Origin of the sequence: Micrococcus sp. GbtcB5 (assembly GCF_019091605.1) — a bacterium.
In the GTDB taxonomy this organism is placed as follows: Bacteria; Actinomycetota; Actinomycetes; order Actinomycetales; family Micrococcaceae; genus Micrococcus; species Micrococcus luteus.
This window is the reverse complement of record NZ_JAGXJK010000017.1, coordinates 35,148-61,796: the sequence shown is the minus strand read 5'-3', so window position 1 is coordinate 61,796 and position 26,649 is coordinate 35,148. Positions and strand designations below refer to the sequence as shown.

The window sequence follows — 26,649 nt, the reverse complement described above, 5'->3', positions numbered from 1 at the left end:
CGCAACGACGCTACCTGCTCCTCGCGCTGGGCGAACGGGGGCACGACGAGAATCTCCACTGGAGATGATCCGTCGATCCTCTGACGGAGATGTCCCGGCGGGGTCGCCCCTGCGGCGGCAGGAAGGACCCCCGGGGTGGCGAAGACCACCTCTCCCGGCCAGAGGCGGGCGTACTCCAGCACTCCGGTCCAGCTCTTCCCCTCGAGGATCCATTCGCCCGTCGCCCTGTCCTGGGAGAGCGGGAACGGGCTGAGATACACAAGTTTCATGCCGACCGACTTCGCTTTCCCCCATGTGGCCCCATAAGCCGCAGATTCTGGTCCTGGTCCAGTCTTTCCATCTGCACTCTAACCGCGGAAGCAAACGCGTCCTCCGAGAACCGCTCGGCGTGCGCCTGCATCACCCCGCGGTCCCAGTCATGCGCCAGCAGACGTTCCACCCCTCCGGCCACCGCATCCACCGTCGGTTCCTCGACGAACACTCCGTTGACGCCGTCCACGATGGTGTCCAGGTAGCCGCCGGCCCGCAGTGCCACGGTGGGCACGCCCCACGCGCTCGCCTCGAGTGGAGTGATGCCGAAGTCCTCGTGGCTCGCGGCGATCAGTGCCGTCGCGTGCGCGTACGCCCAGCGCAGCTGCGCGTCAGTGAGGTCCTGGCCGAACACCACGTCCTCCCCCGCCATCGCGCGCAGCCGTGCCTCCTCCGGGCCCTTGCCGATCACCACGAGCGGCCGCCCCGCACGGGCCGCAGCCTCGATGGCCACATCCACGTGCTTGTACGGCATGAGCCGCGCGACCGACAGCAGGAAACCGTCCTCCGCCAGCCGCTCGGCACCGGGGATCGGCTCCTGCGGGCCCTCCGTGCTCACGGAGTGCGGCGGGAACACGAGGTCCACGCCCTCGAGCCCGTAGACGTCTTCGATCCGCTCCTTCACCACCGTGGAGTTGGCCACATAGCGTGATCGACGCCGGACGGCCGCGCGGTCCCACATCTGCAGGCCCGGCCGCAGCACGCGGGCGATCCGGCCCTTGATGCTGTTCCGACCGCCCTCGCCCAAGTAGTCGTCCAGCAGGTACACCCAGCGCGCCGGGGTATGGCAGTAGACGAGCGTGGCGCCGTCGTAGCGGAATCCATGCGCCCAGCCGGAGGTCGAGACGACGGCGACCGACTCCTTCACGTGCATCAGCGAGGAGGCCAGGGGAAGCAGCGGCAGTGCCCTCCGCGGGTCCTTCCGCAGCAGCCCCACCCGGTTCAGGGGTGAGGTGATGATGCGTACGTCCTTGAACTCCGGGAAGGTTCCCTCGGGGTCGTAGAACGTCGTGTAGATGGGCGCGTCCGGCCACATCCGGTGCAGGGCGAGCACCACCCGCTCCGCCCCGCCCTTCTGAGTGAGGTAGTCGTGGGCGATGGCGATCCGGCCGCGTGTCATGTCGGTCATGGTGCTCCCCTCAGAACTGTCGGCGGGCACGCCCCGGCCGGGTGCGTCCGGTCTCCGCGGCGGCTTCGACCTGCAAGGCGATCAGCTTTCGTGCGATCGGGGCTGGCAACACGGCAGCGGCACGCTCGAGGACGGCGGAGCTGTACTTGATCGTGCGCTCCGTGCTCAGAGCAGCCACCGCCCGCACAGCGGCGCCCCACGGCCCGCCCGGGGCCCGGTCCCCGCCGAGTGCGTCCGCCCTGTGCTTGGCGATGAAGATCTGCCGGGCGGACCCCGAATGCAGAGCCCGGCGCGCCTTGGTGTAGGTGGTGACCGCCGCCGCGTGGTGACGGGTCTCCAGCTCCGGCCGGATCTCCACCGGATACCCGGCGACGTGGAGGCGGTAGCCGAAGTCCACGTCCTCCCAGCCATAGCGGCGGTAGTCGGGGTCGTAGCCGCCGAGCTCCTCGTGGAGGGCGCGGGGGACGGACACGTTGCCCGCCCAGTGCCGCCACTGCTGCTCTGCCGGAAGGGCATAGGCATGGCGACGGTGCGCTTCGTCCTGGGCGTCACCGTAGACGCGCTGATAGGCGGAGTCCGGGAGGACATTGGCCGTCAATCCGATCACCCCGCCAGGCCCGCCCGCGTGCGCGGCCACGTGGTCCCGGATGTAGTGGGGTCCGGGCTCGAGATCGTCGTCCGCGCGGATGAGGATGCGGCCGGACGTCGCGTCGGCACCTGCGTTGAGCGCGGCGACCCGTCCGCGGTTCTCGCCGAAGACGGTCCAGCTCAGGTCCAGGCCCGGGTGTTCCGCGGCCAACTGCGCGAGCACCGCTTCCGACCCGTCCACATCCCCGTCCACGACCACGTGGACCTCGAACGGCGGGGCGTCCTCCTGCGCGGCGAGCGCGCCGATCAGGCGCGGCAACCGCTGAGCACCGCCCCGGCTGGGGACGATCACGCTGGCCCCGGGGGTCAGGGGCGTCTCGGTCATGAGTCCTCCGCGGGGGTCATAGGGACAAGTCATCCAGGAGCTCGGCGACGGCGGCGCGGCCGGCCTCAGGTGAGAACAGCGACGCCCAGCGGCGCCGCTGGGAGTGGGCCACCGCGCCCAGATCGCCCGCGCGCACGGCCTGCAGGCGGTCCGCGAGCGCGGCAGCGTCCCGCTGCGGAACAACGAAGGGGTGATCGTTGCCTACCACCTCCGGTAGTGCGCCCGCCTCCGACACCGCCACGGGCACCCCAGAGGCCATCGCCTCGGCCGCCACGAGGCCGAATGACTCCGCCACATGAGACGGAACGGCCAGCACGTCCACGGAAGCCAGGAACTCGGCGGTGTCCTGCCAGCCGAGCACCTGGACGTCCTCACCCGCCGCCTTCAGGGCGGTGGCGAGCCGCTCGGCTTCGTCATCCGCCACGAACCGGCTCTCCCCCGCGACGCGGAACACGAAAGCACCCGCGTCGGTCTTCCGCAGCAGCGCGGCGGCCTCCAGCAGGGTGACGATGCCCTTGTCCTCGGACAGCCGGCCGAGGAATCCCACGGTCACCGGCTCATCGGCATCGCGGGCCCGCCCTGCCTGCGGCGTCGTCGGACCCGGAACCCAGTTGTGGAGCACGCGGGCCCCGCGGATGCGGTCCGCCGCGAATCGGGACGGCGCGAGGACCGCGAGCGCACCGGGACGCGCCAGGGCGGAGAACACGCGCAGAACCGGCTTCTCGGGTACCTGATGCAGGTGCACGATCCGGCGCCGCCGGCCGGCCAGTGCGGTGGCGGGCAGCAGCCCGTTGCACCACACGACGTCGTCCCCGCCGCGGCCTCGGTCCCAGGCCCGGAGAGCGCGCAGGTACCCCAGGCGTCCGGTCCCACCCATGCGGGCCACGTCGAAGCCGTCCGCGGCGAGGCGATCGGCGGTCTCGGCCGGGTGCGCCGGGGCCACGACGCCCACGTCCCGACCGAGCTCGCGCAGGGCCGTGGCGAGGTGGTGCAGCATCACCTCGCCGCCACCCACTTCGCCCTGGTTTGCCAGGATCCAGATGCGACCGGTCATCGGGCCGGCTCCAGGGATCGGGGATGTCCGGTCCGCGCGTCCACGACGGAGCGGACGCGGGTCAGCCCCCGCTTGGCGGCCTTGCCGAGTGCCTCCTCACCGTACTTCTGCAGGGCCCAGGCGAGCACGGAGACCACGGCCAAGGCCACGAGCATGGCCATGTTCCGGCCCACATACGGCCAGAGCGCGTGGATGAGGATGTATCCGGGGATGGCGTGGAGGATGTAGAGGGAATAGCTGATCTTCCCGTACCACTGGACAGGGGCCAGGAGCAGCACGGACGTCCTCTCCCGCAGCATCACCGTGACTGCGAGGAGCACCACCACGAGGACCTCGAGGGCCAAGGGCATCCCCCGCATGACGAACGTGCTGCCCACCGCGGACACCGCGGCCGCCGCGACCCAGCCGCGGTGCTGCCCCGTCTGCCGCGCGATGTACAAGGCCATCCCCAGCACGAACAACGGAGCGTACTCGGCCACGGTGGCGTTGTTGAGGAGCTTCACCCACAGGGGGTCCCGCTGAGGGTCCGAGCCCACGTGCGGCGCGGTGAACAACACCACGGCCCACGAGATCACCGACCACGCGAGGCTCCCCCACAGCACCACGCGGTCCGAAAGGCGGCAGCGCGTGAGATACAGGAGGATCAGGATGATCACGTAGAACTGCATCTCCACCGCGAGCGTCCAGTAGACGTCCACCACGTTGTCCACGCCGACCCACCGCTGGACCATCGTCAGGTTGACGAGGGCCTGGCCCCACGTGAAGGGGAAGCCGGGCACCGGGTGCAGCAGGAGCAGCACCACGGCGAACACCAGGGAGATCCAGTACGGCGGATAGAGCCGGGCGGCCCGGGAGATGGCGAAGTCGCTCGGCCGGTCGGCCCGCCGGGCGGACATGAAGATGACGAACCCGGAGATGATGAAGAACAGCTGCACGCCCGCCGCACCCCAGGCCGCGTCGTGGAACGCGGCGGGATCCTGCGGATAGTGCGAATTGTGGGCGCCTGTGTAGTGCGAGAACACCACGGCCAGCGCCGCGATCCCCCGAAGACCGTCCAGCTCCCGGAACCGGGGACCCGGCACTCGCTTCTCGGCCGGGGCCACCGAGGCCGCCCCCGGCTCGTTCGGGCTCGCCGCGGTCATCGGTGCCCGCCCTTCCCCACCCGGCGCCCGAGCACCTCGAGGGTCGCCTCGGCGGTCGCCCGGGCCATGGTCTCCATGTCGCCCACGCGCACCTCGCCCGGGCCGTCGGCCGCGGCACGCATGACGGCGTCGGCGATGGCCGCTGGCGTGGTCTCGCGGACCAGGCGCTCGGGGGGCAGGATCTCCCCGTTGCCGCCCACGTCCGTGGCGACGGCGGGCAGGCCGGCGGCCGCGGCGTCGAGCAGGGTGTAGCTGAGGTTCTCCCACGCGGAGAGCTGCACCAGCACGTCGTGCTCGGCCATGGCGCCCCACGGCTCCACGAAGCCGGGCAGGTCGACCGCCTCCGCGACACCGAGCGCCTCGGCCTGGGCACGCAGCTGCCCCTCCAGGGGACCCGCGCCGGCCAGCGTCAACCGCGTCCCGGGGTCGCGCTCCAGCAGGGCGGGCAGCGCCGCGATCAGCCGGTCGAGGTTCTTCTCGGGGGCCAGCCGGGACAGGGACAGGATCCGCAGCCCCTCCCCCGGTGCGCGCCGCTGCCCCGTGGCCGCGGCGCGCACCGGGGTCACGTCCACGCCGTTGCGCACCACGGTGAGGGGCGCCCCCGCACCCCACTTGCGCCGGAGCACGTCCGCGGTGGACTGCGCCACCGCGATCACGAGGTCCGTGCCGCGCAGCCGGGCGCGGTGCGCGGCGTTCTTCACCCGGGCCGCGGCGGCGCGGTTGTACAGCCCGTCGTCCGGGGCGATCCCGTGCTCGGTGCTGAGCAGCGCCGGCGCACCGGGCCGCCGCACTGCCCGAGCCGCACCCAGCGCCGTGAAGGCCGCGAGGTCGGCGTAGGCCAGGTGCGTGTGGACCGCGGCCGGGCGCAGGGTGCGCACCGCCGTCCGGAGCGTGCGCACCGAGGCGGCCAGACCGGCGTCGGGACCGACGTCCCCGGTGAACACCGCCGCGCCCTGCTCGCGCAGGCGCTCGGCGAGCGGCCCCTCGGGGCAGAGCACCGCCAGACGCAGACCGGGCAGGCCCACGCGCGCGACGTCGAGGACGTGCCGGGCCACGCCGCCGAGGTCGGCGACGGGCACCACCCAGAGCGTCAGCGGGGCCGGGGTGGTCGTCGCGGCCTCGGGGATCACAGCCACTGCTCCAGGCGGTCCAGGGCCGTCCAGAAGCCCTCGCCGTTGTTGATATGGCCCTGCCAGATCTCCGGGATGAAGCTCACCCCGGGGGCCAGACGGTCCAGCTGCTCGCACAGCACGGGCCAGTCGACGTCGCCCTCCCCGATCTGCGGTCCCTCCCCGTCCACACCGGTGGCGTCCACGAGGTGCAGGTGGATGGTGTGCGGGGCCAGCTTCTCCACCATCTCCGAGAAGGGGATCCCCAGGAACGTGGCCGAGAGCTTGGAGTGGGAGATGTCCAGGCACAGGGGCACGCCCGTGGCCTCCACGAAGGCCACGGTGTCGTCCGGGTCCATGAAGAGGTTGTGGTACTGCTGACCGCCCATCAGCCACGGGAACGGCGGCAGCGTCTGCGCGGCGATCCGGATGCCGGAGGTGTCCAGGCGCTGCACGGCCTCGGCGATGCGCTCGTACTTCGGCCGCCGCTCCTCCGGGCGGATGTGCCGGTCCAGGGTGAACCCGCCCATGGTGATGACCATGATGGGCTCCTCCTCGTGCGGGAACCAGCGCTTCAGGTCCCGGGTGATGTCGATCGTGCGCTGCACCTCGGCGATCGACCGCTCCCACACGGCGTCGTCGTCGCTGGCCAGGTCCACGAGGAAGTCACCGGAGAAGATGTCCGGCAGGTGGGTGGTGAAGCCCATCGGCATGGGCTCGGTGAACACCGAGTCGATGTCGATCTCGAGGTCCTTGTAGGAGAAGTGGAACTCCAGGAAGTCCGGGGTGCAGTCCTTCGTCAGCGCCGCGACGTCGTGGTAGCGCACCGGCAGGCCCCAGGGGCGCCGGAACTCGAACTGGCGTCCGGTGGGCACCGTGTCCGTGAGGTCGCCGGCGAAGAAGAAGTCGCCCTCGGCCATCTCGCGGTGCAGCGTGCGGCCGACCAGACGCGGCAGCTCGTTGGGCTGCAGGCCGCGGCCCGGGGACTTCACGGTCACGTCGTCGGCGGTGATCGTGACGCCGGCCTGCAGCGGACGGGCCGCCACCAGGGACTTGGCCAGGTTGATGCGGTTCATCGCCTCGCCCGTGGAGACCACGCGCTCGGTCCCGACGCCGATCGACTCCTCGATGTCCCGGGTCTGCCGGACCATCTGCGCGAACTCCTCCGGCAGCAGGGAGACCTTGTGGTCGTTGCCCTCGAGCCCCCGGTCCACGGTGAAGTGCTTCTCGATGATCGCGGCACCCCGGGCCACCGCGGCCAGCGCCACGTGGAAGCCGCGCTCGTGGCCCGAGTAGCCCACCGACGTCTGGGCGATCTCCGCGAGCCGGTCCAGGTAGGCCAGATTCACGTCCTTGTAGGGGGCGGGGTACGTCGACTGGGCGTGCAGCATCGCGAAGGGGACGCCGAAGGAGCGCACGAGGGCCACCGACTCGCGGATCTCCTCCTCCCGGGACATGCCGGTGGAGAGCACCATCGGCAGGCCGGAGGCGGCCGCGTCCCGCAGCAGACCGTGGTTCGTCAGATCCGCCGAGGCGATCTTCACGCCGTCCACCGGGTACTCCCGCAGCACCCGCATGGACGGGGCGTCCCACGGGGTGCACATCAGGGCGACGCCGGCGTCCCGGACGTGGTCGAACACCCGCACCATGTCCTCGGCGGAGAGCGAGAACTTGGCCAGCTCGTCCAGGGTGCGCTGGGCCCCCAGGTCCTCGCCGGCGGTGGCCGCACCGGACTGCCGGTACAGGGCGTCCATGTCCCGCAGCTGGAACTTCACGGCGTCCGCGCCCGCCTCGACGGCCAGGTCCACGAGACGGCGGGCCAGGTCCACGTCGCCCTGGTGGTTGTTGCCGATCTCCGCGATCAGGAACGCCGGGTGGCCCTCCCCGATCCGGTGCCCGCCGATCCGCAGCTCCGCCTCCCGATTGATCGCCAGGGCCGTCAGGCGGCCGCGCTCGTCCAGCAGCGGCAGGTGCAGCGCCCCGGTGGGCAGGGCCTCGCGCATCTCGGCCGGGGAGGCGCCCAGGGACGCCGTCACCGGGTCACGATGGGCGACGTCGGCCGCGGCCACGTCCAGCGACACCTCCGGATGCGCCACGAGCCAGCGGCGCACGTCCCCGTCCGTCAGGGAGCCGACGAGGAAGCCGTGGGAGTCCACCACGAACACGGTGCGTTCGCGGTTGTCGGTCATCTTCTGCAGGGCGGCCAGGAGCGAGTCCTCGGGGAAGACGAGGTAGGGGGTGAGCCTGCGTTCGATGATCACTGCGCGCCTCCGGGGGTGCGGTTCGGTCCGGTGGTGGGGGTCTCGGCGGTGCGCGGGGCACCGAGGTCGGAGCGGTGCCGGAGCACCTTGTGGACCGCCAGGTACTGGTCCATTTGCTGCTCGGCCAGGGCGAAGTCCAGCTCGGTGTCGATGTCCACGCCCTCGAGGTCGTCGAGCTCCAGCAGGCCGATCCGGCCGCCGAGCCGGTTGTGCAGCCGGTCATAGACCCAGGGGCGCGTCACGTAGAGGGACCCGTTCTCGCGGAACCGCAGGTCGGTGCGCGTCATGTCCTGCCGGCGCTTGCGCGCCGTGACGTCGAAGTCCGGGATCGGGCCCGCGCCGGGGTCCTCGGCGTGGCGCCACAGGAACGGGGACACCGGGACGACGCCGACCAGCGAGTCCACCCCCGTGTCCCGGAACTGCCGCACGGCGCGGTCTAGGGTGCCGGGCAGGCGCAGCGGACTGGTGGCCTGGAGCAGCATCACGCCCTCGGGTTCGACGCCGGCCGCGCGCTCGGCCGCGAGCACGTGCTCGATCACGGGCTCGGTGGGGGTCGAGTCCTGCGCCAGGTGGGCCGGGCGCAGGCCCGGGACGTCCGCGCCGTAGCGGAGGGCGACCTCGGCGATCTCGGCCGAGTCCGTGGAGACCACCACGTGCAGATCCTCCTCCGCCTCGAGGGCGGCCTGGATGGTCCAGGCCACGAGCGGGTGGCCGCCCAGGAGGCGGATGTTCTTGCCGGGCAGCCCCCGGGACCCGCCGCGCACGGGGATGACGCACAGGATGCTCACGCGGACTCCTTCCAGACGTGCTCGGCGATCGCGGCCGCGGGGTCCGCGGTCGGCGAGGCCAGGGCCGGGGTGGGCTCCGGTGTGCGGCCGGGCCGCCACCGGGTCATGCCGTAGCGCCGCCAGAACCCCTCGAGCCAGGCGGGCGGGTCCGGGTGGACGGCCCACGCAGGTCTGCCGGCCTGCGCGGCCTCGAGGATCCCGGTGGAGAAGACGGCGGCCACGGGCCCGCGCGTGGCGACGAGGGGCGCCCCGGCGTCGTCGATCCGCACACCGGCTCTGCGCCAGGCCGCGTGCTGGCCGCGGGAGAGACGGTCCCGCTCGGCCGGGTGGGGGCGGTAGGCGGCGCCGGTGGCCCGCACGTACTGTTCGGCGGCCGCGGCGAAGTCCCGGCGGGGCAGCTCGGCGCCGTGCAGCTGGCCGAGGAACACCCCGGGGCCGTCGTCCCCGGCACCCGCGAGCGCGGGCGCGGTCCGGCGGGCCTGCTCCAGCAGTGCCGAACCCACCGGGACGGCCTCCACATCGGCGCGGCCCTGGGTCCACCAGTCCGCGTCCGCGCTCGTGAAGGCGTACAGGGTGGCGTCCTGCGGGACAGGCGGCGTGGACACGGCCAGCAGCCCGTGCTGGACGACGCCGACCCGCGCCCCCCGCTGCCGGGCCCAGCGCACGGCGGCGCGGCCCGAGGGCAGGTACTCCCCCGCCACCAGGACGCGGCGGAGACCGGACAGGCGCTCCGTCACGACGTCGGCGGTGGCGGCGTGCTCTCGGTGACCCGCGGCCCCGGGCAGAGCGGGTGCGTCACCGGCGGGCAACACCCAGCCGACCCCGGCGGCGACCTCCGGCCGCGCAGTCGCCAGGGCGGCCACGGGCGAGGCCAGTGCGGCCAGCTGCGTGGGGCCGAAGGACTCGAGGGCGACGAGCGTGTGCACGTCCCCCGCCGGCAGGAGCAGGCGGGGGACGTCGTCGCCGGTGGGCCGGCGGCGCGTCAGGGCGCCGGCCACGCCGCGCACGGTCGAGCGCGCGGTGTCCGCGGCCCGCCGGGTCAACGGCCACTGGGCGCGCTGCCACGCCTGCCAGCGCGGCAGATCCTCGGAGCGCCAGAAGAGGGGCGCGTCGGTCATGCCCACCATCCCTGGGCCATGGCCGCCCGGTGCGCGAACGTGTGCTCCGCGTGCGACCGGCGGCGGCCGGCCTCTCGGATGCGCGCTCCCCAGGCGGGGTCCGCGACGATCCGGCGGCCCAGCTCGATGAGGTGGTCCGCGTCCTCGAAGACGAGCACCTCCTCGTCCGGGACGTAGAACTCGGCCACGTCGGCCCGATCGACCAGCTGGAGACCGCCCATGCCGGGCACCTCGAAGGTCCGCATCGCGTGGCCGGCCTGCAACCCGTGGATGTTGATGGCGCCCGCGGCGGCCGCCTGAACGGCGTACGCCTCCTCGAGGGGGATGTCCCGTTCGGCTGGCAGGTCCGGACGGGTCAGCTCCCACGTGCGCAGGCGGTCCACCGGGTGGTGGCTCCACTGACGCCCGTAGGCGCGCACCGGCACCCCGGCCGCGGCCAGGCGGGTGAGCAGCTCCACGCGGTTCGGGTAGCGCGAGCCCACGAAGACCAGTTCGTCGCGCCGCGGCACCTGGGGCAGCGCCATCGCCGGGTCGAAACCGTTGGGCATGTAGTGGGCGTCCACGCCCTCGCCGGCCAGCAGCTCGGCCTCGGAGCGGGCGTAGCTGAGCACCGGCCCGACGGAGCGCAGGAACTCCATCGAGTAGTCGTGCCGCGCGAGGTCGTCGTACAGCCAGAGCATGCGGGGCAGGCCCGCATCGAGGATCTCGGACCAGAAGTCCTCGCCCAGCGAGTCCCCCTTGATCACGAGCACGCGGTCCGGCCGGGCCTCGCGCAGGGCGGCCACGGCCCGCCCCGTGTCCCAGGCGACCCGCGCGGCCGTGCGGTCCACGCCCACCTTCTGCGGCAGCTCGAGCAGCCCCTTGTTCCGCAGCTTCATGCCGAGCGTGGCGTAGGCGTCGTAACAGTGCACCGTGACGTCGAAGCCCTGGGCCGCCCACGCCGCCGCGATGGAGCGGTGATAGCCGTGGAACGCCGGCGAGACGAGGAACAGCCGTTCCGGTGAGCGGCCGCCCCGCGCCTCGGGCGGCGCGGCCACGGTGTAGCCGGTGGCGCTCATCGGCGCTGCCCCTTCCAGACCAGCGCGTGCTCGTCCCGGAACACGGCGCGGGCGTCCACGTCCACACCCCGGGCCTGCCGGAGCGCGTTCACGGCGAAGTTCGCCCCGGTGGCCGCGGTGAGCGCGGCCCTGAGGACCCGGGGGTGACCGAACTTCCGGGCGTAGCGGTACCGGGAGTCCACCAGCCAGCCGCGCCGGCGCAGCGGATCCGAGGAGCCGTGCAGCCCGTGCGGCACACGGACGGCCGGGACCACGATCGACGGCACGCCGCGCTCGCGCAGGCGGCGCTGCAGGTCGACCTCCTCGGAATTCATGAAGTACTCCTCGTCGAACCCGCCGACGGCGCGGACCTGGGCCATCGGCAGGAGCAGCACGGCGCCCATCACCCAGTCGACCGCCACGGGCGAGGCGGACCGGGCCGCCGCGACGTCGTGCCCCACGGCCTCGTGGAGCACGTCCAGGTGACGGAAGCGGGCCAGCGGAGTCAGCCACTCCACGGTCTGGTGCAGGACCGTCGGGAAGTGCCGCCCGGACCACTGCGGCGTGCCGTCCTCGTTGACGACCTGCGGGCTGACCACGGCCGGCTGATACGGGGCGGCCGCCGCCACCAGCGCGTCGATCTGCGCCCCCGTGATCTCCGCGTCCGAGTTGAGGACCAGGGCCAGCTCGGTGGTGACCGCGGCCAGGCCGGTGTTCACGTTCGCGCCGAAGCCGCCGTTGCGCTCGCGGCGCACCACGGTCAGACGCGGATCGTGCGCCTCGGGGTACGGGGTGGGCGAGGCGTCGTCCGAGACCACGACGGCGGCCAGCGCGTCTCCGGGATCGCTCAGCAGGCGGTCGACGAGGGCGAGGGTGGGGGCCGCATCGCCGTAGTGCGGGATCACCACGGTCACCGCCGCCGTGGGCGACTGGGCTGCCATGCGGGCTCCTCCCTCAGCTCGGATGGACGGCGCACTCAGCGCCCGAGAACCTGTGTCGAGTATAGGGAGGCTCTGGCGAAGACCCGTGCCAGCCGGTGGGGCGGCGCCATGGCCGCCCACACGGCGCTCAGTACACTGACCGGACAGCCACGGGATGGAAAGGGTGAGCCATGCCCGGCGCCCAGGGGGAGGACGAAGCCATGAGCGAGACCACCGCGTTGCGCATCGGCACCGGTCTCGATGCCGTGACGGTGAGCGGCCTCACAGGAGACGAGCGCGCGGAGGTCATCGCGTCCTGGGCCCGGTGCGGTGTGGAGGCCGTGGAGCCGCCGGCCCGCGCGGATGCGCACCGCGGCGCCGACACCGCGCGTCCGTGGCTCCAGTGGCACGAGGACCTGGTGTCCCTGGCGACCTCGCGGGCGATCGAGTCCGCCCGCGGCACCCACCTGCTGTTCCATGCCGCGTGCCTCGCCGCACCGGACACCGGGGCGGCGATGGTCCTGGTGGCGGCGTCCGGGACGGGCAAGACGACGGCCACGCGCCGGCTGGGGCCCCATTTCGCCTACCTCACCGACGAGACGGCGATCATCGCCCCCGACGGCCTGGCCGTCACCCCGTACCCCAAGCCGCTGTCCGTGCTGGAGGCACGGGGAGTGCGACCCAAGACCCAGCGCGGCCCGGACGACCTGGGTCTCGGCCCGACCCTCCCCGCCGCCCGGCTGGCCCGGATCGCCGTGCTGGACCGCGTGCGGGATCCGGCAGGTCCGGTGACGCCGCGGGCGGAGGCCATGGAACTCGTGGCCGCGCTCGAGGCGCTCGTCCCCCAGACCTCCTCCCTCGCCCGGCTCCCCCGCGGTCTCGTGACGCTCTGCCGCGTCCTCGACGCGGTCGGCAGCGCCCAACGCCTCGTCTACGCCGAAGCGGAGGACCTGCGGGACGTCGTCGACGGCCTGCTGGCGACCCCGCCCACGCCCGTCACCCCCGCCTGGGAGGCACTCACCGAGGCAGAGCTTTCGGCCTCCGTCGGAGTGGCAACCCCGGGCGCGGTGTCCCGCTGCGCCGTCGACGACGGCATCCTGACCGACAGCGGCCGCCTGGTCCTGCTCGCCTCGGACCGCCTGGTCGTGCTCGAAGGTCTGGGCCCGTCCGTCTGGCTCCTGCTGGACGAGCCGCGGACGGCCGCCGACGTAGTGGCCCGCCTCCGCGCCGAAGGGCCCGTGCCCGAGGACGCCGAGGCCCGGGTGCGGGAGGCGATGGACGCCCTGGTCACCGCGCAGCTGGCCACGACCGGCTGAGCCGGCACGGCCCGGAGGCGGCCGGCGCCCAGGACGCCCCGCCCCCTCAGGAGATCAGTGCCCGCCCCAGTGCGTGGGCGGCCAGACGGTCACGAAGACCTCGCCCACGATGTCCTCGCGGGTGACGAAGCGCGCGCAGTCCCCGGCCTGGTCGGCGGGGATGCCGCGGCACGCGATCACGGAGTCGGCCGAGTTCGAGCGGTGGTCGCCGAGCACGAGCATCGAGTCCTCCGGCACGGTGACCGGGCCGAAGCAGCGCGCGGAGATCACCTCGGACTCGCAGTCCAGCTCGTCCCGGATGAACGGCAGGTCGTTGTGGATGTACGGCTCATCCAGGGGCTCCCCGTCCACGGTCACGGCGCCCTCGGCGGTGCAGCACTCCACGGTCTGCCCCGCGGTGCCGACCACGCGCTTGACCAGGGCCTGCTCGTGCGAGCGGCCGATGCCGGTGAGGTCGCCGAACGTGCGGACAGCGTTCTCCACGGCCCCCTCCGGTGGCATGGGGTGCGCCCAGTCCTCGTTGGCCGTGAAGACCACCACGTCCTGGGAGTCGGCCATCCCGTCCGGGTAGGCGGTGCGGTTGACCAGCATGCGGTCCCCCACCTCGAGGGTGTTCTCCATCGAGCCGGACGGCACCGAGTACACCTTCACCCACAGGGCCTGCACCACGGCGACAACCGCGAGGGCCACCACCACGTTCAGCAGCAGGGAGGCCCAGAACGGCAGGCGCGGACGATGAGGCTGCGGCGCGGCCACCGCGCCGCCGTCGTCCCCGTGGGCCGGCTCGACGCGCTCGGCCATGGTCAGGCGACGCCGTCGAAGAGGCTGGTGACCGAGCCGTCCTCGAAGACCTCGCGGATCGCGCGGGCGATCAGCGGGGCGATCGAGAGCACGGTGAGGGTCTCGAAGCGCTTCTCCTCCGGGATGGGCAGGGTGTTGGTCACCACGACCTCACGGGCGCCGCACTCGCCGAGACGCTGGGCGGCCGGGTCCGAGAACACCGCGTGCGTGGCGGCGATGATGACGTCCTTGGCGCCGGCGTCCTTGAGGATCTGCACGGCGCCGGCGATGGTGCCGCCGGTGTCGATCATGTCGTCGATCAGCACGCAGACGCGGCCCTCGACGTCCCCGACCACGGTCTTGGACTCGGCCTTGTTCGGAACGGTGAGGTCCCGGCTCTTGTGCACGAAGCCCAGCGGCACGCCGCCCAGGCGGTCCGCCCACTGCTCCGCCACGCGCACGCGACCGGTGTCCGGGGAGACCACCGTGACCTCCTCGCCCTCCACGCTGGAGCGGATGTGGTCCGCCAGCAGCGGGATGGCGAACAGGTGGTCCACCGGGCCGTCGAAGAAGCCCTGGATCTGGGCGGTGTGCAGGTCCACGCTCATCACGCGGGAGGCGCCGGCGGTCTTGTACAGGTCCGCCACGAGGCGGGCCGAGATCGGCTCGCGGCCGCGGCCCTTCTTGTCCTGGCGGGCGTATGGGTAGAACGGCGAGACCACTGTGATGCGGCGGGCGGAGGCGCGCTTCATGGAGTCCACCATGATCAGCTGCTCCATGAGGTGGTTGTTCAGCGGCGCCGGGTGCGACTGGATGATGAACACGTCCTTGCCGCGCACCGACTCGCCCGAGCGCACGTAGATCTCGCCGTTGGCGAAGTCGTAGGCGCTCATGGGGAGCAGCTCGGTGCCCAGCTCCTCGGCGATCTCCTGCGCGAGCTCGGGGTGGGCGCGGCCCGTGGCCAGCACCAGTCGCTTGTCCTCGCTGCGGCTCAGCTCCGTCATGACGTCCTCAACATCCTTCGTGGTCTCGCGTTCCAGGACCGACGGCGTCCGGCGTCGGTGTCGGCCGCCCGGGGCGGCCCGGTCCTCGCACCCATCCTAGGGCGCGAGGGATCAGCACTCGGCGTCCGCGACCGCCGCTCCGGCCGCCTCAGCGGCCTGCGCGGACGTGCTGCCGGGGCGCTTGGCGGGCACCCAGCCCTCGATGGTGCGCTGCGCCACGGCGTTCAGCGCCAGGGCGCCGGCCGGGACGTCGTCGCGGACCACCGCGCCGGCACCGGTGTAGGCGCCGTCGCCCACCGAGACCGGGGCCGTGAACACCGTGTTCGAGCCGGTGCGCACGTGGGCCCCGATCACGGTGCGGTGCTTGGCGACGCCGTCGTAGTTGGCGGTGATGTTGCCGCAGCCGATGTTGGTGTACTCGCCGATCTCGGCGTCCCCGGCGTAGCCCAGGTGGGAGAGCTTGGCGCCGCGGCCCACGGTCACGTTCTTGGTCTCGTAGAACGCGCCGATCTTGCCGTCCTCCCCCAGCACCGTGCCCGGGCGCAGGTAGGTGAACGGGCCGACGGTCGCGCCCGCGCCGATCACGGCCTCCGTGGCGTCGGTGCGCTTCACCACGGCGCCCTCCCCCACCTGCGTGTCCGTGAGGGTGGAGTCCGGGCCGACGACGGCGCCCGTGGCCACCGACGTCGCCCCATGCAGCTGGGTGCCGGGCTTGAGCGTGACGTCCGAGGCGAGGGAGACGGTGACGTCCACCCACGTGGAGGACGGGTCGACGACCGTGACACCCTCCTTCATCCAGCCGCGCAGCACGCGGTCGTTGAGCTGGCGGCCCAGGTCGGAGAGCTGACGGCGGTCATTGGCGCCCTCGACCTCCCACACGTCGTCCGTGCCCACCGAGGCGACACGGCCGCCCTCGGCGCGGGCCCTGCCGAGCACGTCCGTGAGGTACTTCTCGCCCTGCACGTTGTCCGTGGAGATCTCCGGCAGGGTGCGGCGCAGCAGGGCGGCGTCGAAGGCGTAGATGCCGGAGTTGACCTCGCGGATCGCCACGAAGGAGTCGTCCCCCGTGGACTCGGCGTGGGCGAGGGCGTCCTTGTGCTCCATGATCCGCTCCACGAGGCCCTCGGCGTCGCGGACGATGCGGCCGTAGCCCGTGGCGTCCTCGAGGGTGGCGGTGAGCACGGTGACGGCGTTGCCGTCCGCCTCGTGGTCCGCGACGAGGCGGGCGAGCGTCTCCGGGGTCAGCAGCGGGACGTCGCCGTAGGTCACCACGACGGTGCCCTCGATGTCCGCGGGCAGGGCGGCCAGGCCCAGCTCGACGGCGCGGCCGGTGCCCGGCACGTCGTCCTGGTCGGCGATCGCCAGCGCGTCGATGCCCAGCTGGGCCGCCACCGTCTCGAGGTGCTCGGCCACGCGGGCCCGCTCGTGCCGGACCACGGCCACGAGGTGCTCCGGCGCGAGCGACCAGGCCGCCGCGAGCGCGTGGCCCACGAGGGAGCGCCCCCCGATCGCATGCATGATCTTCGGCGTCGTCGACTTCATGCGGGTGCCCTGGCCCGCGGCCAGGACGATCACGGCGGAGGGACGGGCGGACGGCTGGGACATGGGGGCTCCTGCACCGGTGGGGGTCAGCGGACGGGGGTTCCGCCCCTAGGATTCGAACCTAGACCGCACGGCTCCAAAGGCCGGCGTGCTGCCATTACACCAGGGCGGAGCGCCGGACCCCAGGGGGCGGCGACGACGGCCCATTCTTCCACACGGGTCGCGCGGATCCGGGGTCAATAGGCGCCGTCGGCGGCGATCACGGCCTTGACGGTCCGCCCCAGGATCACGAGGTCGCCCAGGATGGACCAGTTCTCCACGTAGTAGAGGTCCAGGCGGACCGCCTCCTCCCACGGGAGGTCGGACCGGCCGGAGACCTGCCACAGCCCCGTGATGCCGGGCTGCACCAGGAAGCGGCGGTGCACGTACTGCTCGTAGGCCTCGACCTCGTGCGGCAGGTGGGGCCGCGGGCCCACGAGGGACATGTCCCCCCGCAGCACGTTCACGAGCTGGGGCAGCTCGTCGATGCTGGTGCGGCGGATGAGCTTGCCGACCCGGGTGATACGCGGGTCGTCCTTCATCTTGAACAGCACGTCCGCATCCCCGCCGTCTGAGACGAGCCGCTGCCGGATCTCCTCGGCATCCACCACCATGGAACGGAACTTGAGCATGGTGAACGGCCTGCCGCCGAGACCGATGCGCTCCTGCCGGAACAGCACCGGCCCGCCGTCCGTGGCCTTGACCGCGATCGCGACGGCGATCAACAGCGGCGAGATGGCGATCAGGCCCAGCCCCGACGCGACGACGTCGAACGCCCGCTTGGCGAACGCCTTGCCCTCGGAGAGGCGCGGGGTGGAGAGGTGGATGAGCGGCAGACCCGCGAGGGGCTGCGTGTGGAGGCGGGGTCCGGCGACGTCCACGAGGGCGGGTGCCATGATCAGGGAGACGCCGCGCTCCTGCAGCTCCCAGCCCAGTCGGCGGACGTCCGAGGGGACGAACGGGTGGCCCGAGGTGATCACCACGGCTTCGACGTCGCGCTCCTCCACGTGGGCGACCACGTCCTCCACGGTGTCCAGGTCCGTGGAGACCGGTATCGGGAGGTAGTCCTCCTGCCGGGTCTTGTATCCGGGGAGGGCCGCGGCCACGGGGGCGTATCCGGCGCCGGCCTCGGAGTCGAGGGCCTCGAAGATGTGCCGGACGGCCTTCGGGCCGCCGACGAGCAGGAGCCGCCGCCGGAACCTGCCGCGGTGTCGCTGCCGCGCCACCCACCCGCGCACGAGGAACCGGCCCAGCAGGAGCAGGAGCACGCCCAGCGGCAGAGCCAGGCCCACGTAGCCGCGCGCCACTTCGAGACCTGCCGCATAGGCGAGGATCGCGACGGTGCCGAAGAGGTACAGGGTGGCCTGCAGGACCCGCTTGTACTCCTCGGTGCCCACCCCCAAGATCCGGATGTCCCGGGAGCCTTGGATGGTCAGCGCGAGCACCCAGGCCGCGCTCAGCGCGAGGCTGATGACGCTGTAGTCGACGAGTGCGGCGCCCGGGAGGGTGGTGCGCCGCGGTCCGCCGAAGCGGAGCTGGGCCGACACGAAGGTGGCGAGCAGGACCGCGACCACGTCCACGACCAGGACGAGTCGCGGAAGGCCTCGCTCCCAGGGCCGGCCCAGGACACGGCCGCGGGCGGTCGAGCCCATGCGGAGCGTGGTCGACTCGTCACCGGGGCTCGCGATCACGGCCTGCTCCTCCGTCCTGACGTGGGGGATGGTCCACGTCATGTGGGCCGGGCATGGTGCTGTGCCCCAACCCTCGATTATAGGGCGGAGACAGCAGCCGGCTGTGACACCTGCCGCATTCTCCTGTGAGCCCCCGCCGGTCAGCCCCCTTCGGCGAGTTCGGCAGCCTGCAGCCACTCCTCCTCCAGGACGTCCAGCTGTGCGTCGAGGTCCTTCAAGTCGGCGGAGGCCGCGGTGAGGGCGTCGAAGTCCTGCGCCTGCCCCAGCTCGGCCATCCGCGCCTCGAGGCCGGACCTGCGGTCCCGCAGCCGGGTCATCTGCTTCTCGAGCCGGGCCATCTCCTTGCGGGCCAGCCGACGCTCCGCCTCGGTGGGCCCGGTGTCCTCCTCCGGCCCGCCCATGCCCGCGCACGTCCCGACGACGTCGTTGCGGCCCCGTACCGGGCCGGCTCCCCGGGCCGGGCCGCCGGCCTCGTCCATCGCGGCGCGCAGCTCGAGGTATTGGTCCACCCCGCCCGGCAGGCCGCGGACCTTGCCGTCCCCGAGCAGGGCGACCTGGTGGTCGGTGACACGCTCGAGCAGGTACCGGTCATGGGAGACCACCACGAGGGTCCCCGGCCACCCGTCCAGCACGTCCTCGACGGCGGCCAGGGTGTCCGTGTCCAGGTCGTTGGTCGGCTCGTCGAGCATGAGGACGTTGGGCTCGCCCACGAGCAGGCGCAGCAGCTGCAGGCGCCGGCGCTCGCCGCCCGAGAGCTCGGAGACCTGAGTCCACTGCCGGGAGGTGCCGAAGCCGAGCATCTCGAGCAGCTGGCCGGAGGACATCTCGCGGTCGCCGACCTGGAAGGACGAGCCTTCGCGGGCCATGACTTCGGCGACGCGCAGGTGGGCGACGTCGTCGAGCTCCTTCACGTCCTGGGTGAGGGTGGCCGAGACCACCGTCTTGCCGCGCTTCAGCCGCCCCGAGTCCGGAGCGATGCGGCCGTCGAGCAGGCGCAGCAGGGTCGACTTGCCCGCACCGTTGACGCCGACCACGCCGAGCCGCTCGCCGGGCGCCAGGCGCAGGGTGACGTCGTCGAGGATCGGCTTCTCCCCCAGCGTCAGGCTCACGTGCTCGAGGTCGAGGACGTCCTTGCCGAGCCGGGCCGTGGCCATCTTCGCCAGGGACACCGAGTCACGCGGGGCGGGGACGTCCTCGATGATGGCGTTGGCCGCCTCGATGCGGAACTTCGGCTTGGACGTGCGCGCCGGGGCGCCACGGCGCAGCCAGGCGAGCTCCTTCTTCACGAGCTGTTGACGCTTCTGCTCCGTCACCGCCGCCTGCCGGGAGCGCTCCGCGCGCGCGAGCACCCACGCCGCGTAGCCGCCGTCGAACGGGTCCACCGTGGCGTCGTGCACCTCCCACGTGCGCGTGCAGACCTCGTCGAGGAACCACCGGTCGTGGGTGACCACCACGAGGCCGCCGTCGGTGGGGCGCCAGCGCTGCTTCAGGTGGCGGGCGAGCCACGCGACGCCCTCGACGTCCAGGTGGTTGGTGGGCTCGTCGAGGAAGAGGACGTCGTCGTCCCCGGCGAGCAGACGGGCCAGGGCGACGCGCCGGCGCTGGCCGCCGGAGAGGCCCCGCACGGACTGCTCGAGGTCGAAGCCGTCGAGGAGACCACCCAGGACGTCCCGGACCTTGGGGTCCGAGGCCCACACGTGGTCGTCCACGTCCCCGACCACGGCCTGACGCACGGTGTGCTCCGGGTCGAGCCGGTCCTGCTGGTCCAGCACGCCCACGCGGACGCCGCCGCGGCGGGTGACGCGGCCCGTGTCGGGTTCCTGGAGGCCGGCGAGGATGCGCATGAGCGTGGACTTGCCGTCGCCGTTGCGGCCCACGAGTCCGATCCGGTCCCCCTCATCCACGCCGAGGGAGAGGCCCTCGAGGACGGTGCGGGTTCCGAAGGCGATGCCGATGTTCTCGGCGCCGAGCAGGTGGGCCATGGAGGAGGTGATCCTTTCCGGGCGGAGGAGGGGTGGTCGGGTGCGGCGGGGTGCGCCGCCTGGTCTCACAGCACGTGGGCGCCCGGCACGGGGCCGTGGACGGGGAGGGCGCGCACGCCCGTGCGCTCCTCGATGGCCGAGGCCAGCCGCAGCGCGGAGGCCTCGTCCTGCGCCACGAAGAGCAGGGTGGGGCCGGAGCCGGAGACCATGCCGCGCAGCGCGCCCTCGTCCAGGCCGAGGTCGAGGACGTCCGAGAGCTCGGGGAACAGGACGACGGCCGGGGTCTGCAGGTCGTTGTCCATGGCGGTGGCGAGTTCGAGCGGGTCGGCCGCGGTGAGGGCCCGCAGGACGGCCTCGTTCACCTCCGGGCGCGCCGGCCCGTCGGGCAGGTGGCCCTCCCGGCGCAGCTCGTCCAGGGTCTGGAACACCACGGGGGTGGACAGCCCGGCGTCTGCCGGGACGAGGACGAGGTGCACCGGGGTGCGGGCCGCGACGGGGGTCAGCTCCGCCCCGGTCCCGAGCCCGACGGCGGCGCCGCCCAGCACGCTGAAGGGCACGTCCGCGCCCAGCGGGGCGGCCAGCTCGGCGAGCTCGGCGCGGGTGTGCCCGGTCTCCCACAGGGCGCTGCACGCGAGCAGCGCGGCGGCCGCGTCGGCGGAGCCGCCGCCCATGCCGCCCGCGACCGGGACCTGCTTGGCGACCTCGAGGTGGACGCCGTGGGTGTCAGGATCGAGCCCGAGGGTGCGCCGCAGGTGTGCGGCGGCGCGGTGCGCGAGGTTGCGCTCGTCCCAGGGCACGTCCTGGGTGTCCACCAGACTGATGTGGCGGCCCGACGGGCCGACGGTGATCCTCCCGTCCGTGCGCGCGATCGCCGTGACGGTCTCCCGCAGGCTGACGGCCAGGTACACGGTGGCCACGGGGTGGTAGCCGTCCGTGCCGGGGGGTCCCACCCGCAGGGACAGGTTCACCTTGCCGGGGGCGCTGACCGTGACGTGCCGGGCCGTGGGGTCGAGGCCGAGGTCCTCCGTCGTCATGCAACCACCTCCTCCGCCGCACGCCGCGGGCCGTGCTCGGCGATCCGCGCGAAGGCCGCGATGTCCAGGGCCTCGCCGCGGGCGCGCGGGTCCACGCCGGCGGCCACCAGGGCGTCCTCCGCCGCCTGCGGCGACCCGGCCCAGGAGGCGAGCGCGGCGCGCAGGGTCTTGCGGCGCTGGGCGAAGGCGGCGTCCACCACGGCGAAGACCTCCCGGCGGGACGCGCCGCCCGTCGGCGGCTCGCGCCGGGTGAAGGCGACCAGCCCGGAGTGGATGCGCGGAGCCGGCCAGAACACCTGGGTGCCGATGGTGCCCGCCTTGCGCACGTCCGCGTACCAGGCCGCCTTGGCGGACGGCACGCCGTACACCTTGGAGCCGGGCCCGGCCGCGAGACGGTCCGCGACCTCCTCCTGCACCATCACCAGGCCGTGCCGCAGTCCCGGCAGGACCGCGAGCGCGTGCAGCAGCACGGGCACGGCCACGTTGTAGGGCAGGTTCGCCACGAGCGCGGTGGGGCCGCCGGCGGCGGTGGCGGGCCGGACCTCAGCCAGGGCCTGCTCGCTCAGCGTCATGGCGTCCGCGTGCAGCACGGCGAGGGCGTCCTCGGCCCCGGGGCGGAACTCGGCGGCGGTGCGCGGCAGGCGGGCGGCGGTGACCGGGTCGATCTCGACAGCGGTGACGGCGGCGGCCGCGTCCAGCAGGCCGAGGGTGAGCGAGCCCAGCCCGGGGCCGATCTCGAGCACGTGCTCGTCCGCGGTCACGTCCGCTGCCTGCACGATGCGCCGGATCGTGTTCGGGTCGATCACGAAGTTCTGGCCCCACTGCTTGGTGGGACGCAGGTCCAGCTCGGCGGCGATGCGCCGCACGTCCGCGGCGCTCAGCAGCGGGGCGGGGGCGGGGTGCGGGGAGGGCTGGACCATGCCCGCGAGTCTATCGGGGCGCTGGACAGGGTAACGGGGGCGCAGCGGCGCGGGCTCCGCTCAGGTGGAGAGGTCACCGAGCCGGACGAGCTCGCGGAACTCGGGGCTCGTCTCCTGCAGCCCGGCGAACGTGCCCTGGCCGATGATCCGCCCCTGGTCCATCAGCACGATCTGATCGCAGCGCTTGACCGTGGAGAGACGGTGGGCGACCACGATGACCGTGATCCGGCCGCGCAGCGACTCGATCACCTCGGTGACCCGGCGTTCCGTGAGGTTGTCGAGGGCCGACGTCGCCTCGTCGAGCACGAGGAGGCGGGGGCGCCGGAAGAGCGCGCGCGCGATGCCCAGGCGCTGGCGCTGGCCGCCGGAGACGCCCACGGCCCCTTCGCCGATCACGGTGTCCAGGCCGTCGGGGAGCTCGTCCAGCCACTGGCCCAGCTGGGCTTCGCGCAGCACGCGCTCCACCTCGGCCCGGTCCGCCGTCTGGGTGGCCTCGACGTCCAGGAGCACGTTGTGCAGCACCGTCCCGTTGACCACGGTGACGGACTGCGGGACGAACGCCACGTTGTCCCACCAGCCGCGCGGGTTGGCCCCGAGCTCCACCCCGTCCACGTAGACCCCACCGCGCTGGGCGTGGTGGAAGCCGATGACCAGGTCCACCAGGGTGGTCTTGCCGGCACCGCTGCCGCCCACGAAGGCGTACGAGGAGCCGAAGGGGATGCGCAGGTCGATGTCGCGCAGGACCGGTTCGGCCTTGCCGGGGTAGGTGAAGGACGCGTCCCGCACCTCGATGGACTCCTCGAACGTGATGCGCTCGTAGGGCCGGTCCGCCGCGTGCAGGACCGGCTGCGCGGCGGCGAGCTCCGCCGTCGTGCGCTCGAAGGCCGGCCAGGAGGTGCGGATCTCATTGGTGGTGGCCATGAGCGCGGCCATGGACGGCAGCACGCGGAAGCCGGCCATCGCGAGCAGGGCGAGCGAGCCGAACGCCTCCCCGCCGCGGCCCTGGATGAAGGCCACGGCCACGAGCGCCGCGATGGCGGCCACGAAGGCGACCTCGAGCACGTAGCGCGGCATCATCGTGAGGATCATCTTGAGCCGCGTGGCTTCGGCGCTCTCCATGCGGGCCGCGCGGTACTCCTCCATGAAGGCCGAGTCGTTGCCGCGGATCTTCACGTCCTTGTAGTTCTCCAGGCCCTGCAGCGCCGCCGTGTTGGCCCGCTCCCCCGCGGTCACCAGGGTCCAGCCCAGGCGGGAGGCCGGGCGGCGGATCACGGTCTTGATCACCCAGGCGACGGCGAGGAAGTACAGGGCCATCCCGAGCCCCGTCAGCGGCATGGAGACGCCCACCACGACCGCCACCGCGACGAGCGTCACGGCCTCCGTGAGGAACGTGACGGACGCGTTCACCACGCCCGTGTACGCCATGCTGGAGGTGCCGGTGACGTTGTTGACCAGGGTGCCCACAGTGCGCGTCAGGTGCAGGCCGTAGTCGGCCCGCAGGTAGTAGCGCAGCAGCGTGGCGGACGTGCGGATCAGGTTCTGGTTGGTGAACCCCATGGTCCACCAGCGGAACGCGAGCACCAGGATCGCCTTGAGCAGGAAGGCCAGCACGATCACGACGGCGAAGGCCACCGTCTGCTCCGGCACCGTCACGGCCCCGAACCGGGCCAGCAGCCCTTCGAGCGCCGGGGAGCCCAGCTCACCCGAGGTCAGCAGGCTGACCAGCGGGAGGATCGAGGCGAGCGCCACCATCTCGAGGCCGGCCACGAGGACGGACCCGAGGACCACGAACACGAGGCGGATCCGCATGGGGCGGTCCACCAGGTACTGCGTTCCCTCGGGCAGCCGGGCTTTGAGGAGTCGGGTCAGCACGTCGTCCATCCTAGGGGCCGGGTCTGGATCGGCTCAGAACGAGCCGTACACCCGGGCGGTGTTCTCGCTCACCGCGCGGGCGAGGGCGTCCACGTCGTCGCCGCGCGTCTCCGCCATGCCCCGCAGGGTCAGCGGGATCAGGTAGGGCGCGTTGGGGCGACCCCGATGCGGATGCGGCGTGAGGAAGGGCGCGTCCGTCTCCACGAGCAGCAGCTCGGCCGGGGCGATCCGCAGCGCCTCGCGCAGCTCGTCGTTGGCCTTGAAGGTGACGGGGCCGGCGAAGGACATGTGCCAGCCGTGCTCGGCGCACGTGCGGGCCAGATCGGGCCCGCCGGAGAAGCAGTGGAACACCACGTGCGGGGGCAGCCCGCCGTCGGCCGCCTCCTCGAGCAGGATCCGGACGACGTCGTCGTGCGCGTCCCGATCGTGGATCTGCAGGGCCGTGCCGAGTTCGCGGGCGAGTCGGATGTGCCGGCGGAAGGACTCCTGCTGCGCGGCGTGGCCGGCCTCGTCCTGCGTCCGGAAGTAGTCGAGGCCCGTCTCGCCGACGGCGCGCACGCGGGGGTGGCGGGCGAGCTCCGCGATCTGCGCGAACGCCTCCTCGAACTCGCCGCGCTCGGCCAGGCGGGCCGCGTCGTTGGGGTGCAGCGCCACGGCCCCGAGCAGGCGGGGCTCGGCCTCGATCGCCGCGATCGTGAACCGGGCCGAGGCGACGTCGCAGCCCACCTGGACCGCGCCGGTCACGCCCACGGCCTCCGCCGCGTCCATCGCCTGGTGGACGTCCACGCGGACCAGGCCGTCGCGGAAGTCGAGGTGCGTGTGGTTGTCCACGACGGGCACCGGCAGCGGCTCGGGTGCGGGCGGGTAATCGAGACGACGCTTGCGGCCCGACTTCTCCTCGTGGGCGTCCCGGCGCGGGCCGCCGTCGTCGTCCGGCTGCGGGGCGGGGGCACGGTAGGCGAGGGGGGTCTCGGATGCGTGGGCCATGCACCCCACTCTAGGGAGCCGAACCCGGGCCCCCGACATGCCTCGGGGGCGGCATCGGGTGGTATCCACGTCGGATACCACCCGATACCGCCCCCGGAGGACACGGCTCGGCGCGAGGGTCAGGCCTTCGCGGCCGCCCACGGGTCGGCGATGCCGATGTACTGCACCGAGGTGTACTCCTCGATGCCCTCGGCGCCGCCCTCGCGGCCCAGGCCCGACTGCTTCACGCCGCCGAACGGCGCGGCCGGGTTGGAGATGACGCCCACGTTGTAGCCCATGAGGCCGAACTCGATGCTCTCGGCCACGCGGTACATCCGGGCCTGATCCTTGGTGAACACGTAGGAGGCGAGGCCGTACTCGGTGTCGTTGGCCATCTCGATGGCCTCCTCCTCGGAGGAGAAGGTCACGATCGGGGCCACCGGGCCGAAGATCTCCTGCTGGAGGATCGGGTTGCCCTTCTCCACCTTGATCGCGGTCGGCGCGTAGAAGTAGCCGTCGCCCTCGATCTTGTGGCCGCCGGTGAGCACCTCGCCGCCGGCCGCCACGGCGTCCTGGACGAGCTGGTCGATGTCGTCGCGCGCGCCCTCGTCCACGATGGGGCCGAGGGTGGACTCCGGGTCGGTGCCGCGCAGGGGCTTGAGCGCCTCGAGCTTGGCCACGAACTTCTGCGTGAACTCCTCGGCCACGTCCTCGTGCACGAGGAAGCGGTTGGCGGCGGTGCAGGCCTCGCCCATGTTGCGCATCTTCGCGGCGAAGGCGCCCTCGACGGCGGCGTCCAGGTCCGCGTCCTCGAAGACGATGAGCGGGGCGTTGCCGCCGAGCTCCATCGAGGTGCGCAGCACGTTGTCCGCCGCGTCCTTCATGAGGCGCACACCGACCGGCGTGGAACCGGTGAAGGACACCTTGCGCAGGCGCCGGTCCTGCAGGATCGGACCGGAGATCGACGAGGCGGAGGAGCCCGCGACGACGTTGAGCACGCCCTTGGGCAGGCCGGCCTCCTGCATCACCTGCGCGAACAGCTGGGTGGTCAGCGGGGTCAGCTTGGCGGCCTTGAGGACCATGGTGCAGCCGGCGGCGACGGCGGGGCCCACCTTGCGGGTGGCCATGGCCAGCGGGAAGTTCCACGGGGTGATCAGCAGGCACGGGCCCACCGGGCGATGGTGCACCTGCATGCGCAGGGTGCCCTCGGGCACGGTCAGGGTGCGGCCGTAGTGGCGCCCGGCCTCCTCGGAGAACCAGCGCAGGAAGCCGTTGCCGTACGTGACCTCGCCGCGGGCCTCGGCGAGCGGCTTGCCCATCTCGAGGGTCATCAGCAGCGCGAAGTCCTCGGCGCGCTCGTTGATCAGGTCGTAGGCGCGGCGCAGGATGTCGGCGCGCTCCTTGGCCGGGGTGCGGGCCCAGTCGGCCTGGGCGGCGCAGGCGGCGTCGAAGGCGGCCATGGCGTCGTCGGAGTTCGCGTCCTGCAGGCTCGCGATGACCTTGCCGGTGGCCGGGTCCTTCACGTCGAAGGTCTTGCCGGAGGAGGCATCTCGCCACTCGCCGTCGATCAGCAGGCCGGTGGGGACGGACTCCAGCAGCGCCTTCTCGCGCTCAGCGGTCACGGTCATGATGCACCTCTTTCGGGGTCGGTGGTCGGAGGCGG

The 26,649-nt window shown here is 72.9% G+C and carries 22 protein-coding genes and 1 tRNA gene; 1 reads left to right on the top strand and 22 read right to left on the bottom strand.

All coding sequences use genetic code 11. The features are described 5' to 3' along the window. The 11 genes from KVS67_RS07950 to KVS67_RS07900 all read right to left on the bottom strand — a co-directional run. Positions 1–269, bottom strand: a 269-nt coding sequence (locus tag KVS67_RS07950) for a hypothetical protein (protein ID WP_217565221.1), incomplete at its 3' end; no start/stop codon positions are given. Then, positions 266–1,438 carry a glycosyltransferase gene (locus tag KVS67_RS07945; protein ID WP_217565220.1) on the bottom strand — a complete coding sequence of 391 codons (1,173 nt, stop codon included), beginning with the start codon at positions 1,436–1,438 and terminating at the stop codon, positions 266–268. The genes KVS67_RS07950 and KVS67_RS07945, both read right to left, overlap by 4 nt. 10 nt (positions 1,439–1,448) lie before the next feature. Further along, positions 1,449–2,411 carry a glycosyltransferase family 2 protein gene (locus tag KVS67_RS07940; protein WP_217565219.1) on the bottom strand — a complete coding sequence of 321 codons (963 nt, stop codon included), beginning with the start codon at positions 2,409–2,411 and terminating at the stop codon, positions 1,449–1,451. A 16-nt stretch (positions 2,412–2,427) separates the two neighbouring features. Beyond that, a complete protein-coding gene (locus KVS67_RS07935; protein ID WP_217565218.1) occupies positions 2,428–3,465 on the bottom strand; it encodes a glycosyltransferase family 4 protein in 1,038 nt (345 codons plus the stop codon). Further along, positions 3,462–4,607, bottom strand: coding sequence for an acyltransferase (locus tag KVS67_RS07930; RefSeq protein ID WP_217565217.1), 1,146 nt, complete (start codon positions 4,605–4,607; stop codon positions 3,462–3,464). Before KVS67_RS07930 ends, KVS67_RS07935 begins: the two co-directional genes overlap by 4 nt. Continuing rightward, positions 4,604–5,743 (bottom strand): glycosyltransferase, encoded by a 1,140-nt coding sequence (locus KVS67_RS07925; protein WP_368669043.1) that lies wholly within the window; start codon positions 5,741–5,743, stop codon positions 4,604–4,606. Before KVS67_RS07925 ends, KVS67_RS07930 begins: the two co-directional genes overlap by 4 nt. Continuing rightward, positions 5,734–7,977: an N-acetylneuraminate synthase family protein gene (locus KVS67_RS07920; RefSeq protein WP_217565216.1), complete on the bottom strand. Its 2,244-nt coding sequence runs from the start codon at positions 7,975–7,977 to the stop codon at positions 5,734–5,736. The genes KVS67_RS07925 and KVS67_RS07920 overlap by 10 nt, the downstream gene beginning before the upstream one ends. Beyond that, entirely contained in the window at positions 7,974–8,765 is a 792-nt protein-coding gene (locus KVS67_RS07915) for an acylneuraminate cytidylyltransferase family protein (protein WP_217565215.1), read from the bottom strand. Before KVS67_RS07915 ends, KVS67_RS07920 begins: the two co-directional genes overlap by 4 nt. Next, a complete protein-coding gene (locus KVS67_RS07910) occupies positions 8,762–9,883 on the bottom strand; it encodes an RNA-binding protein (protein WP_217565214.1) in 1,122 nt (373 codons plus the stop codon). Before KVS67_RS07910 ends, KVS67_RS07915 begins: the two co-directional genes overlap by 4 nt. Further along, positions 9,880–10,941 carry a glycosyltransferase gene (locus tag KVS67_RS07905; protein ID WP_217565213.1) on the bottom strand — a complete coding sequence of 354 codons (1,062 nt, stop codon included), beginning with the start codon at positions 10,939–10,941 and terminating at the stop codon, positions 9,880–9,882. The genes KVS67_RS07910 and KVS67_RS07905 overlap by 4 nt, the downstream gene beginning before the upstream one ends. After that, a complete protein-coding gene (locus tag KVS67_RS07900) occupies positions 10,938–11,861 on the bottom strand; it encodes a glycosyltransferase family 2 protein (RefSeq protein ID WP_217565212.1) in 924 nt (307 codons plus the stop codon). Before KVS67_RS07900 ends, KVS67_RS07905 begins: the two co-directional genes overlap by 4 nt. A 200-nt stretch (positions 11,862–12,061) precedes the next feature. Between KVS67_RS07900 and KVS67_RS07895 the strand changes: the two genes are divergently transcribed. After that, on the top strand, positions 12,062–13,156 hold the full coding sequence (locus tag KVS67_RS07895; RefSeq protein WP_217565211.1) for a PqqD family peptide modification chaperone: 1,095 nt from the start codon (positions 12,062–12,064) through the stop codon (positions 13,154–13,156). A 54-nt stretch (positions 13,157–13,210) separates the two neighbouring features. On the opposite strand, the gene lepB is transcribed toward KVS67_RS07895, so the two are convergent. The 11 genes from lepB to KVS67_RS07840 all read right to left on the bottom strand — a co-directional run bounded on the left by lepB (position 13,211) and on the right by KVS67_RS07840 (position 26,614). Further along, positions 13,211–13,957, bottom strand: coding sequence for a signal peptidase I (lepB, locus tag KVS67_RS07890; protein ID WP_217565210.1), 747 nt, complete (start codon positions 13,955–13,957; stop codon positions 13,211–13,213). A gap of 2 nt (positions 13,958–13,959) precedes the next feature. Beyond that, the gene (locus KVS67_RS07885; protein WP_020627447.1) at positions 13,960–14,940 is read right to left on the bottom strand and encodes a ribose-phosphate diphosphokinase; all 981 of its coding nucleotides are present in this window, start codon (positions 14,938–14,940) and stop codon (positions 13,960–13,962) included. A 111-nt stretch (positions 14,941–15,051) separates the two neighbouring features. Next, on the bottom strand, positions 15,052–16,545 hold the full coding sequence (gene glmU / locus KVS67_RS07880; RefSeq protein ID WP_217565209.1) for a bifunctional UDP-N-acetylglucosamine diphosphorylase/glucosamine-1-phosphate N-acetyltransferase GlmU: 1,494 nt from the start codon (positions 16,543–16,545) through the stop codon (positions 15,052–15,054). Between the two features lie 37 nt (positions 16,546–16,582). Then, positions 16,583–16,654, bottom strand: a tRNA-Gln gene (locus KVS67_RS07875). Positions 16,655–16,718: 64 nt separating this feature from the next. Continuing rightward, positions 16,719–18,254 carry a sugar transferase gene (locus KVS67_RS07870; RefSeq protein WP_240335729.1) on the bottom strand — a complete coding sequence of 512 codons (1,536 nt, stop codon included), beginning with the start codon at positions 18,252–18,254 and terminating at the stop codon, positions 16,719–16,721. A 98-nt stretch (positions 18,255–18,352) separates the two neighbouring features. After that, the gene (locus KVS67_RS07865; protein ID WP_095353437.1) at positions 18,353–20,194 is read right to left on the bottom strand and encodes an ABC-F family ATP-binding cassette domain-containing protein; all 1,842 of its coding nucleotides are present in this window, start codon (positions 20,192–20,194) and stop codon (positions 18,353–18,355) included. Between the two features lie 65 nt (positions 20,195–20,259). Then, positions 20,260–21,228, bottom strand: a complete 969-nt coding sequence (locus KVS67_RS07860) for a 4-(cytidine 5'-diphospho)-2-C-methyl-D-erythritol kinase (RefSeq protein ID WP_217565208.1) — start codon at positions 21,226–21,228, stop codon at positions 20,260–20,262. Then, positions 21,225–22,148 carry a 16S rRNA (adenine(1518)-N(6)/adenine(1519)-N(6))-dimethyltransferase RsmA gene (gene rsmA, locus KVS67_RS07855; RefSeq protein WP_217565207.1) on the bottom strand — a complete coding sequence of 308 codons (924 nt, stop codon included), beginning with the start codon at positions 22,146–22,148 and terminating at the stop codon, positions 21,225–21,227. Before rsmA ends, KVS67_RS07860 begins: the two co-directional genes overlap by 4 nt. Before the next feature lie 60 nt (positions 22,149–22,208). Next, a complete protein-coding gene (locus KVS67_RS07850) occupies positions 22,209–24,029 on the bottom strand; it encodes an ABC transporter ATP-binding protein (protein WP_220478840.1) in 1,821 nt (606 codons plus the stop codon). 24 nt (positions 24,030–24,053) lie between these two features. Beyond that, positions 24,054–25,007, bottom strand: coding sequence for a TatD family hydrolase (locus KVS67_RS07845; protein WP_217565206.1), 954 nt, complete (start codon positions 25,005–25,007; stop codon positions 24,054–24,056). A 119-nt stretch (positions 25,008–25,126) separates the two neighbouring features. Further along, a complete protein-coding gene (locus KVS67_RS07840; RefSeq protein ID WP_060775308.1) occupies positions 25,127–26,614 on the bottom strand; it encodes an NAD-dependent succinate-semialdehyde dehydrogenase in 1,488 nt (495 codons plus the stop codon). Between the last annotated feature and the right edge of the window lie 35 nt (positions 26,615–26,649).

Coding starts and splice junctions, on each gene's coding strand:
- KVS67_RS07945 (WP_217565220.1), bottom strand. CDS start 1,438: ATGACCGACATGACACGCGGCCGGATCGCCATCGCCCACGACTACCTC.
- KVS67_RS07940 (WP_217565219.1), bottom strand. CDS start 2,411: ATGACCGAGACGCCCCTGACCCCCGGGGCCAGCGTGATCGTCCCCAGC.
- KVS67_RS07935 (WP_217565218.1), bottom strand. CDS start 3,465: ATGACCGGTCGCATCTGGATCCTGGCAAACCAGGGCGAAGTGGGTGGC.
- KVS67_RS07930 (WP_217565217.1), bottom strand. CDS start 4,607: ATGACCGCGGCGAGCCCGAACGAGCCGGGGGCGGCCTCGGTGGCCCCG.
- KVS67_RS07910 (WP_217565214.1), bottom strand. CDS start 9,883: ATGACCGACGCGCCCCTCTTCTGGCGCTCCGAGGATCTGCCGCGCTGG.
- KVS67_RS07905 (WP_217565213.1), bottom strand. CDS start 10,941: ATGAGCGCCACCGGCTACACCGTGGCCGCGCCGCCCGAGGCGCGGGGC.
- KVS67_RS07900 (WP_217565212.1), bottom strand. CDS start 11,861: ATGGCAGCCCAGTCGCCCACGGCGGCGGTGACCGTGGTGATCCCGCAC.
- KVS67_RS07895 (WP_217565211.1), top strand. CDS start 12,062: ATGAGCGAGACCACCGCGTTGCGCATCGGCACCGGTCTCGATGCCGTG.
- lepB (WP_217565210.1), bottom strand. CDS start 13,957: ATGGCCGAGCGCGTCGAGCCGGCCCACGGGGACGACGGCGGCGCGGTG.
- KVS67_RS07885 (WP_020627447.1), bottom strand. CDS start 14,940: ATGACGGAGCTGAGCCGCAGCGAGGACAAGCGACTGGTGCTGGCCACG.
- glmU (WP_217565209.1), bottom strand. CDS start 16,545: ATGTCCCAGCCGTCCGCCCGTCCCTCCGCCGTGATCGTCCTGGCCGCG.
- KVS67_RS07870 (WP_240335729.1), bottom strand. CDS start 18,254: ATGACGTGGACCATCCCCCACGTCAGGACGGAGGAGCAGGCCGTGATC.
- KVS67_RS07865 (WP_095353437.1), bottom strand. CDS start 20,194: ATGGCCCACCTGCTCGGCGCCGAGAACATCGGCATCGCCTTCGGAACC.
- KVS67_RS07860 (WP_217565208.1), bottom strand. CDS start 21,228: ATGACGACGGAGGACCTCGGCCTCGACCCCACGGCCCGGCACGTCACG.
- rsmA (WP_217565207.1), bottom strand. CDS start 22,148: ATGGTCCAGCCCTCCCCGCACCCCGCCCCCGCCCCGCTGCTGAGCGCC.
- KVS67_RS07850 (WP_220478840.1), bottom strand. CDS start 24,029: ATGGACGACGTGCTGACCCGACTCCTCAAAGCCCGGCTGCCCGAGGGA.
- KVS67_RS07845 (WP_217565206.1), bottom strand. CDS start 25,007: ATGGCCCACGCATCCGAGACCCCCCTCGCCTACCGTGCCCCCGCCCCG.
- KVS67_RS07840 (WP_060775308.1), bottom strand. CDS start 26,614: ATGACCGTGACCGCTGAGCGCGAGAAGGCGCTGCTGGAGTCCGTCCCC.